Raw genomic sequence first — 8281 nt, forward strand, 5'->3', positions numbered from 1 at the left:
ATAAAAGCCGTGTTATCGGGGTCATTTTCCCGATAATGGTCAAGGATAGCCTTAGTCCGTCTCTTTTGACCCTCACCCCTATTAATGCCATTGCGGCGTAAGTCGGATACTTGGATAAAATCGATATTCTGTGGAATCCCCCCCCCGGTAGTAATTAGATCAATTTTTAGCCCGGTTCGGGCCTCTAAATTCTCGATCGATTCCGTGGCACTCAAAAAGATGACCTTAGCGGCCTCACCTATAATCGCTTGCAATCTTTCATCAAGGAAAGATACCGATAAAATATGGTTATTAAGCGATAAATAACCTTTTCCCTTTAAAGCCGCTATTAATTCAGTTAACCACTGCTTTAAAGCTTCATTTTCGGCTTTTTCGGATAGATTTCTGTCACTTTCAGAGAATGCCTTGCGGACCGATGCTGGCATATCAGCTATGTCTTGGCCGTTCTCACTGAATGGGTCAAGGAAAGATAGATCGGGCTGTAAAGCTTCTTTAAGCTTGATTAAATCTATATCGCTAGGGATTAGCCCTAAAAGCTTCTCTTTAAGGGATTTACCATCAAAACCGTATCGATTAGTCTGCTTTTCCGAGAGAAGCTTCTTAATCTCAATTAATAGCGGCTTAAGCCGTAAAAATAAATCAGTATCCTTTTCCGCTAAGGCCTCAATCGTATCCTTAACATCCTTTTCCCCTACCTTAACTATTTTCGTGGTGTTACAGCTTAACTCGCTTTCCTCGAAAATTAGGGTCGTATTCCCATAATCGAAACCATTTTCAGGATCGTATGACTTAGGATTAGGTAAGCTTGCCGGGTGAGCTATTAACCGTTTAGATTGCAATGCAATCGCACGCTTTTGTAGGTAGTCATAATCCCCTTTACCAGACCGGCATAATTCAAGGAATTGGCAACCCTTGCAGATAGTAGCTGATTCTATTCCGTGACTTATATTCTGATTAGCCAGGGCCGCATGAGTGTATGGCCTAGCGCAATTAGCCCTCAAGCTTTTCTCTTGATACCTATCGAGTGAATCTTTCCTTTTTCTGGTTCTCACTTCCCCTAACTCGTTGCGGTATAAACCGGCATGACGACCTTCTAATATTGGCCAATCTTTTAGCGTTGGGGTCGTGACATTACGAGGATCGTTAGTAATATAAAAAATGTCCTTAACCCCTAGCTTGTCAGGGGTTAACAGACCAGCATCGTGACTTTTTCCGCTACCCGTTGGGGAAGTATCGAGAATGTTTTTTCTCGATGCCCATTCATTTAATCGATTAGAGCGATCATAGATTTTTGCCTCTCGATTATTTGGTAAGGGTGAGGGTGCGGGTTTTCTGGTTTTTTTCCGATCTCTTGCTACTAATCTTTTAACCTTTTCCCAGAAGGGTAAATCTTTTTTAGCTAATTCAAAGAATTGGCTAGGCGTGATAAATTCGATTGATTCCAGATTCCCTATCTCGTCAATATCATCATCATCTTTGGTTTTTTGCCCCCACCATGCGATTAATACCGACTTCCCTAGAGATTCCAAAAATTTAATCTGCTTTTCCCACCGGAGCATCACATGATGATTATTTATGTCACCCGCATCCGGGCATAAAATTAATTGTCGATAGGGTCCGATCGCTTCTTTAACCTGATTAGCAGCACCTGAGAAATGCCCGCCGGCTGCACCTATGGCATTAAGCCCATAAGCATGGGCAGCGACAAAAGGCTTTAAAATCCCCTCAGTTAACCAGACTTGACCGTTATCCTTGCCATTGGGGATAACTGTGATAGGTAGCTCACCATCGGCTAAATGGCTCGACTCTACACCCTTGGCCCACCGGTACTTAGAATCGGTAACATTTTCTAACCTAATCTGATAACCTACCGCCCGGCCTTCGCTGCCAAAGGCTAAACAAGCGATACCGACCCCACCGGCCGCTATTTTCCCATTACTCACCCCGGGAAGATTTTGGGGGATGCCGGGGGGGACGGGATCATTGGGGTAGATGCTAAAAAACAGCCCTGACTCGATCTGAGAGTCTGTCAGTCCTCTATCGAGTAACGCTTGTCGATGCCGGCGTGACAGGCCTAGCGATTGGGATAACTTCCTTAGAGCCTTGTCTCGCTCTGGAATGGTTAGGGCATTCTTAGCGTGTTCCCGTTCCCGTTCTAACCGGCCGCGTTCCCTCTCTAATTTTTTCTCTAACCATTCCGTGCGATCGAAGTCTCTATCTTTTCGTGGTACGAATTTCCCCCATACCCCATTACTGGAAGTGCCAAGATAGTGCCATTCTGGATGCTGTGGATCAAAGTCGATGTGACCGTGACACATGATTAAATCCCCATCGGTAGAGTACCGACAATCAGGGGAACCTTCCCCACACACCGGACAAAGATTAGAGCGGCTAAAGGATTTAAGCATTGCCACGGCCTCCCTTTTGGTCATTCAGGGAGCGATCATTACTCGCTGTGATAATACTGATTTTTTGTGCCGGATATAAGGATGTTTGTGCCGCAAAATTCAGGATATTCTGGCTTATTCTGCCAAAATTAACCGATAAACTGCTTATTGCTGCTTTATTCTGGTTAGTGGGGAGGCTATCGGTTAATCCCGTGGTGTTTTGGGGATTTTTGGGGGAAACTCTTGACAGTAAACTAACGTAAGTGTTATAGTTGTCCATATTAAGAATATTTTTTGTACCGCTCCCTAGCCTGCGAAGCTTCGGGGCGGTTGTTTTTTATGCGACTTCTAGGGATTTTTTAACCAATTCTCGCACGATTAAAGCCTCGCTCTCATCACGCTCTCTAGCGAGTTTTTTGATTTGGGCTATTACAGGATCAGGGAAAGCGACGTTTAATTGCGTCATTGGTTTTGTTATTTTCGGCATCTCAGTCCTCTCTCGATTTTTCAATCTTTACCCTATAATAGCACACAAAAAGGGTAAGTACCGCGATGTGTACTACTCAAACACAAAACTTTTGTGAAGTTCCCAAAATCACAACCCCCAAAACCTCAAAACCCAATCACCGTAAGGGTTGCAAGGGACATAATTGATTAATACTTACAAAAAACTTACAAAAAACTTACATATCCTCAACCTCATCGAATATCTCCCCCCACAAATAATACAGGCCAATGTAGTCCCAAGAAACCTTATCACAATCGGCAATATTTGAGGGCATTAAGGGTTCTAAGGTTTCCTGAGTTTTGGCTAAAATAACCGCTAAATCCCCATTATGTTCTAGGGCTAATTCCCGCATAAAGTGAGCGGCTTGACCCAAGAAAGACCTTCCGTCAATCGAATTAATAAAAAAGAATTTATCATCGTTCCCAAAGTAATTTAGCACTTTTAAAGTGTCGCTGTCAGTCGGTTTTAGGGTACTCTTAAAAATCTTATAATACTCTTGTTTTGTGGTCATGTTTCTACTCCTAAATGGTTACGGTTTACTGATAACTGATAACTAATTACTAATCCTCTAATTCCCAATCTGCATAGTCGATATTGTCTCGCCAATCAAGCAGGTTGGGCATTTCATCCCCATAACTAAGCGTGATACTCGGATAGATATTTTCAAGCAATTCTAAGGCTTTTTCTTTGCTAGAAGCGGGCAAGGTTACTTCGAGTTCAATGCGAAGGATTCCAGTAAATTCTTTAAGTTTTGTCATTGTTTTTACTCTCCTAAATGGGGGAATTTAATCCCCCAGTTACTATCTATTTACAGTGCGAATTTCTTTTGAGCAGATAAATAGAGAGTAGTTGCGATCGCTCTCCGATCCTCCCCTATCACGCCTAGGCTATCTGCCTGGGTGAGGCAAAACCCGTATAATTTAGCCATTTCTTGGATATAAGAGGCAATTTCTCTCTTTTGGTTAGGGTTTAGCGTTGATTGGTCGCTATCGCTTGTTTTCTCGATTTTGTGATCGTAAACTGGTCTTACGGGAACGGTTTCAGGTAAGGGTTGGCCCAAGTTAGTCAGGTTAGAGTCTTCTATTAAGGAATATTTTCCTTTTGAATCAATTCCTACGGTTAGGGGGGAATTTTTAATGACATAGCGACGGCTATAATCATCGTCAGCCCCGCGCCATAGTGTGATTTTTTCCCCTGTATCACGCGCCATAGCGTCGATAACGAGACGTTGGCCGTATTTTGTCGCTACTTCCCGGGGACGGTCTAAGGCAATTGCTGGAATAAGTCTCATCGTGTTATCATCAACTTTGTTAGGTTTACGAGAGAGGCGATCGCGCTGAATGGAATTGGTTGCGGTCGTCTTTCTCTATATTTTTAGTATATTTCTAGTCTCTTACTAAGTCAACTACTTATAGATTAGTATTTTACCAGTATTTTACAAAGGTATATTAGTTTACCTTATAAGTCTTGTACTTAGTAGCTTACAAGGTTAGATTTAAAAGGTAATGTATTAGTATTAAATCAATTAAAATCATGGCTACTGAGAATAGACCAGTATCCTGTTATCTCCCAAAAGATATAGAAGATAGCCTTACTGAGTATTGCACTCAAAATAATATCACTCGAAAAGATAAGGCCGGGAACATTCAACCGGCAATGGGAACCGCCATAGTAGAGATTCTCGAAACCTTTTTCGGAGATAGCCTTAGCAAGCTGCCCAACTTCGAGGAAAAGATCGACGCGGTGATCGAAGCAAAAATGAACGCGGCGATCGAATCGCTCCGCGCTGAATTACGAACCCCTAACCCCTAACCCCTAAAACCATTAACCCGTATCCCCTACGGGTTATTAACAAAACTTAATGTGTTGATAATAACTATTTTCGCTACATGATCGATAACGTTGTACTACTGAATTCCAAGGTTTCCCATTTATCCCCGGTTGCTCCTAGCACCGATTGGGATAGGGTTCTAACCGATTGGTTAAATACCAAGCGATCGCCACATACCCGGCGTGTGTACCGGCGTGACATTGAGAATTTTCTCGCTGATCTGGGTACGGAATTGGGGAAGTTTCTATCTCTCGATCGCCATGGTGCTTATGCCCTAGTTTCAAGGTATAAGGGGGATTTAATCAAAAAAGAACTAAAATCAGCAACTATTAATAGAAGATTAGCCGCTATTAAGTCTTTAGTCTCGTTCTCTTATAACTGTGGTCACTCGGAATTTATGTTAGAAGCGATTAAATCTGAAAAAATGTCAGCGTATCGTGACACTTCCGGGGTTGACCCGGAGGCATTTAAGAGAGTGCTAGGGGGGATCGATCGCACGTCTCTAAAGGGTATCCGTGATTATGCTCTTTTGATCCTTCTTTGGAGTAATGCGCTCCGGCGATCGGAGGTCAGCAAGGCTAATATTGGTGATTTTGACCAAAAAGAAAGAACCTTAAGGATTTTTGGCAAGGGTAAGGGTAATCAATCAGAAATTATCTCTCTTGGCAAGGCTACGGTCATGGCGATCGAGTCTTGGCTAGAGGCAAGGGGGGAAACTAACCCCGATAAAGCTTTATTCGTTTCGGTCAATCCCGGTTATCAAGATGGTCGTCTCTCTACTCAGGCTATTTACAATATTGTGAGCGATCGCTGTCAGGACGCAGGCATCAGCAAAACTATGTCACCCCATAGGGTACGCCATAGCGCGATTACAGCCGCGTTAGAGGCAACCGGGGGAGATGTTAGAAGAGTGCAAAAATTAAGCCGTCACAGTAGCCTTAACACCTTGCTAATTTACGATGACAACCGCAAAAATCATCAAGGGGAAGTGACCGATATTTTAGATAGTTTAGTTTAGCCCAAAAAACACCCCTTCATAAATGCCCCTAAAAGCCACGAAAAAAAGGTTTAGGGGTGATTCATCATGAGACTTAGGATGCGATCGAGTGCCAATTCCTAAACTGTCTATCTTGACTAGACAATGACTAGACAATTAGCTATCCTATGAATAGACGGATAGACAACGGATAGACAACTATGGCACGCGACAAATTAATCACGATCAGGATAGAAGGGGAAAAGAGAGAAGCTTTTAATCAATTGGCTAAGGCTCAAAACACTGATACAGCATCGCTTCTATACGATTTTATTAATCAATGCCTAGACGGTAGGATAGACATATCGCTAGTCACTGGTAAAGGGCAACGGATAGACAACCGACTAGACACTAATCGACTAGACAAATTAGAGATAGCTACTCAACGCCTAGACAATCGGATAGACGGGATAGAGACGACTACTCAAAGACTAGCCAAAAGGCTAGACGATTGGATAGAAGCAATTGACGATCGCTTGACCGATTGTGATCAAGGATTATCGGAAAAAATTATTACTTTAGAGCATCGAATTAATGCGCTGTCATTCCAATTGGATAGACAGGATAGACAAGAGATAGACACTATGGAGATGACTACTCAAGAGATAGACAACCCTCCCCCTTCCCCGCCGGCGATCGAGACTGCGATTGAGGACACTTTAGGAACTGGAAGCGAGACTGAGATCGTCTCTCTTTCTCCATCGGCTAAAAGAAAAGGATTAACGGATAGTGAGTTGGCCCGGCATCTAGGAATCGACAAAAGTAACATAACGCGATGGAAACAAAAGGGCGAACCTACTCAAAAATACAGAGAGACATGGGAACTTCGCGGTCGGTTTTGGCACGAAAAAGATTAGCTTTGAAACACTTCTCAGTGGGAGAATGCCCAAAAATGGGGAATATTGGGCATTTTCCTAATGTGTAGGGGTTAGCGTTTAGGGTCAAACATTTAAAGTGTCGAAACCCAAAAAAACTCAAAACCCTTACCCTGTAGGAGTTTCACCACAGCGATTTAAGATTTCTCTGTTTTTTTTGCCATATTCCTATTAGTTATTTTCTGGTTTTATTGGGTTTTCTTTTATTATTAAATCGATTCCCCAACAGTGGAACCCCTTAATTATGGGGTTTTTAGTCAGAAAGGGACAGAATTAACCATAACCGTTGGGAGTGGCATCCATAATCTGTATCTGTGAGATATTGGCTATTTTTCGAGGATTATTGCCTATAATGCCCAAAAATGAACGATTAAAATCAAGAAAAATGTGCCATGTTTTGAAAGTGAAAACCGACCTATAAAAGGGATTATGGTGATTTTTTGGGCTATTAGGCGATAAATTGCCGGGACCTGCCTTTATGGGCTTATTTTGGGTGTTATCGGTAATTCTAGGGGATTACCGGTAAAAGGGGGATTATCCCTTATTTTGCTGATTTTCCCTGATTCTTTGGCTCCAAAAATCATCAAAAGATACCCTGATAATGCTCAAAGGTATTTTATTCTTTTTTGCCAATTCAGATAGGGCGATAGGCCTCACCCATAAAGGTTTTTCAAGGATTAAATCAAATTCTTTTTCTAGCTGTGTGTAGTCCATATTTTTCCTATTTTTTCTTATTTAGCAATTGCCAAAAGACGATCTAATAGCTTATCCCTGACTGGAATAGGTATAAATTCCCATAAATTTGACCACTGACTGCGATCGATTACCTCTAGGACGGCCTCTAATTCCGTTAGGAGTGAATCATCACCGGCGGCCGCTAAGTAGTCGGTAGCATCATTAATCAGGTCAATGTCAGTCTGGGTAAGGTTTTCAGCTTGGCCACAATTGCTATTAGGGTTACTTATAGTAAATGTGGCCAAAATTTCATCTAAGAACTCCCGGGCGCGGTGAACGGTAGTCCGTGCTAACCCTGCTAAAGAAGCGATCGCACGCTCGGTTATTTTTTCCCCAGATTCCCATAACTGATTAGCGGCCTCACCTATTAGCCGTTTAGTTCTCTCGATCGCACTTTCAGCGAGAGGGGTTATCTCGTGGGCCTTACACTGTCTCAACTGGTTAGGGGGGATAAGTCCGCTAAAATCGTAATCGGTAAGCAGAGCAATCTCGAACCTGCGATCGGGGTAGAGGTTGGCCCGCACCCTTCCGATCTCTTGTTTGATTATGGACAAAATCTTATGGTGAACATAGCGATCGAAGTCCTCACCATAGGGGTCATTGCCAGTGCTAATGCTGTAATCATGCCTTAACGATTCCAGATTAGGGCATGGTAGTCCATCTATTACTAACCGGTGTTTACCCGCGATTAAGTTAGTCCCTTGAGAATTGACAAAATGTCGCAGGCTTGTCTGGTCATCTTCATCCTTGCAGTGATTCTGGAATCTAATAAAAGCCGTGTTATCGGGGTCATTTTCCCGATAATGGTCAAGGATAGCCTTAGTCCGTCTCTTTTGACCCTCACCCCTATTAATGCCATTGCGGCGTAAGTCGGATACTTGGATAAAATCGATATTCTGTGGAATCCCC

At 42.8% G+C, this 8281-nt stretch carries 10 protein-coding genes and 1 pseudogene; 3 read left to right on the top strand and 8 right to left on the bottom strand.

The features are described 5' to 3' along the window. The 6 genes and pseudogenes from IM319_RS10810 to IM319_RS10835 form a co-directional block, all read right to left on the bottom strand. Positions 1-2432 (bottom strand): annotated as a pseudogene (locus IM319_RS10810) (hypothetical protein); the annotation flags it as partial. Continuing rightward, positions 2401-2667, bottom strand: a complete 267-nt coding sequence (locus IM319_RS10815) for a hypothetical protein (RefSeq protein ID WP_287735585.1) — start codon at positions 2665-2667, stop codon at positions 2401-2403. The gene IM319_RS10815 and the pseudogene IM319_RS10810, both read right to left, overlap by 32 nt. Before the next feature lie 57 nt (positions 2668-2724). Then, complete coding sequence (locus IM319_RS10820) at positions 2725-2874, bottom strand: hypothetical protein (protein ID WP_287735586.1); 150 nt, start codon at positions 2872-2874, stop codon at positions 2725-2727. 196 nt (positions 2875-3070) lie between these two features. Further along, the gene (locus IM319_RS10825) at positions 3071-3406 is read right to left on the bottom strand and encodes a hypothetical protein (RefSeq protein WP_287735587.1); all 336 of its coding nucleotides are present in this window, start codon (positions 3404-3406) and stop codon (positions 3071-3073) included. A 49-nt stretch (positions 3407-3455) separates the two neighbouring features. Then, entirely contained in the window at positions 3456-3653 is a 198-nt protein-coding gene (locus IM319_RS10830) for a hypothetical protein (RefSeq protein WP_287735588.1), read from the bottom strand. A 50-nt stretch (positions 3654-3703) separates the two neighbouring features. Beyond that, on the bottom strand, positions 3704-4186 hold the full coding sequence (locus IM319_RS10835; RefSeq protein ID WP_287735589.1) for a hypothetical protein: 483 nt from the start codon (positions 4184-4186) through the stop codon (positions 3704-3706). A 242-nt stretch (positions 4187-4428) separates the two neighbouring features. On the opposite strand from IM319_RS10835, the gene IM319_RS10840 reads away from it, so the two are divergent. From IM319_RS10840 to IM319_RS10850, 3 genes are all read left to right on the top strand, one after another. After that, on the top strand, positions 4429-4707 hold the full coding sequence (locus IM319_RS10840) for a hypothetical protein (protein ID WP_287735590.1): 279 nt from the start codon (positions 4429-4431) through the stop codon (positions 4705-4707). A gap of 77 nt (positions 4708-4784) precedes the next feature. After that, the gene (locus IM319_RS10845) at positions 4785-5744 is read left to right on the top strand and encodes a tyrosine-type recombinase/integrase (protein ID WP_287735591.1); all 960 of its coding nucleotides are present in this window, start codon (positions 4785-4787) and stop codon (positions 5742-5744) included. Between the two features lie 179 nt (positions 5745-5923). Next, positions 5924-6619, top strand: a complete 696-nt coding sequence (locus IM319_RS10850; protein WP_287735592.1) for a hypothetical protein — start codon at positions 5924-5926, stop codon at positions 6617-6619. A 552-nt stretch (positions 6620-7171) separates the two neighbouring features. On the opposite strand, the gene IM319_RS10855 is transcribed toward IM319_RS10850, so the two are convergent. Both IM319_RS10855 and IM319_RS10860 read right to left on the bottom strand, forming a co-directional pair. Next, positions 7172-7351: a hypothetical protein gene (locus IM319_RS10855; RefSeq protein WP_287735593.1), complete on the bottom strand. Its 180-nt coding sequence runs from the start codon at positions 7349-7351 to the stop codon at positions 7172-7174. A gap of 17 nt (positions 7352-7368) precedes the next feature. Then, on the bottom strand, positions 7369-8281 hold a 913-nt coding region (locus IM319_RS10860), incomplete at its 5' end, for a hypothetical protein (protein WP_287735594.1).

It is taken from the genome of Microcystis sp. M113S1 (genome assembly GCF_020246945.1).
Lineage (GTDB): Bacteria > Cyanobacteriota > Cyanobacteriia > Cyanobacteriales > Microcystaceae > Microcystis.